The organism is Leifsonia sp. NPDC058248, assembly GCF_042881905.1.
Taxonomy (GTDB): domain Bacteria; phylum Actinomycetota; class Actinomycetes; order Actinomycetales; family Microbacteriaceae; genus Leifsonia.
Genome location: NZ_JBHVXB010000027.1, coordinates 1 through 1,287, shown reverse-complemented (window position 1 = coordinate 1,287; position 1,287 = coordinate 1). Strand labels below are relative to the sequence as shown.

General features: G+C 67.4%; 1 protein-coding gene. It reads left to right on the top strand.

The window, feature by feature from the left end; genetic code table 11:
* On the top strand, window positions 1-1,287 hold a 1,287-nt coding region (locus ACFVV5_RS19150), incomplete at both ends, for a hypothetical protein (protein WP_387247292.1).

Below are 1,287 nucleotides of genomic sequence, written 5' to 3'. Positions count from 1 at the left end.
CACCTGCGGGAGGCGTGCGCACTGATCCTGGGGCCGCCCGGCACTGGCAAGACCACGCTCCTGGACTCGATCCTGGCCGCATTCCTACGCACAACGGACACGCTGGTGTGGGGGATTGACGTTGGCAAAGCCGGGGACGCGTACGCCCCGTGGGTGACCCCGTGGGCCGAGGGCCAGCGCCTGACCGCACCCCGGCACGGCACCCCCCGCCTGCCGGAAACGACCAGGTCAGGGGTCGATTGGGTGGCCGCGACGCTGGCTGAGGCAGACCTGATGCTGGATGCGCTAATCGCAATTGCTGAGCAGCGACTGACTGAGTACCGGGACCTCATGCGGGACCAGGACACGAAACTGCTGCCTATTTCAGCGACGGTGCCGATGATTTTCTGCGTCATCGATGAGGGCGCCGAGATGCTCGCCTACCAGGGAATTGATCCGCTGCGATCTCGCGTGAAAGACAAGCTGGTTAAGGTGATGCGCACGACCCGCGCAATGGGTATTCGTCTGATTCTCACGGCGACTGACGGAAATCTCTCCAGCCTTGGAGACAGCTCGGTTCGGAAATACTCCCCGGTTCGCGTGGCCCTCACGTGTACCGACCCTGAAGGCGCCGGTACGGCGAAGCTGTTCGGGTCGGTCCGTGGACTTGATGCGCGCCAATTGCGGGCGAAAGGCTCGGGAGTTATCGGCGCATCCACAGATCCTGGCTTCGCACCGCAGGGATTTCGCACGTGGGTTACCGCACCGTCATTGGCGCGTACGGCGGTACTGGCCACACAGGAATGGCGGCCGGTGCTGGATGAGCCCTCAGTACGGGCGGCCGGAGAGGCGTACCGGGACCGGTGGGCGCCCGTCAAGCTGGGCTGGCTCACCGGAATTGAGCCCGGCGCCGAGGTCCAGGCGGCCGCACCCGGCGCGAAGAACGGCGGCGTCGCGGCCGACGACTTCCGCGCGCGGCTGCGCATCCGGGGCGAGGAGCGCCCGCAGGCACCCGAGACGCCGGCAGCGCCGGAGGACGCGGCCATCTCCAAGTTCCTCGCCGATCTCGGCAAACTCCCCGAGGTGCCCGAACCCACGGACCGACCCGTGATCCGTGGACTCAACCTCAACATCAGGAAGCCCGCCGAGGAGCGCCCGGAGCCCGAGACCGGACCGGATTGGAAGCAGCTGGCGCGCGCCGTCGTCCTCTCCGGAGGGTGGATGGGCACCAGCGCGGTGCTCGCCGCTCTGGAGGGACGCGGGCTCACCGTCAACCTGTCCACGCTCGCAACCGAGCTGAGCGCGATC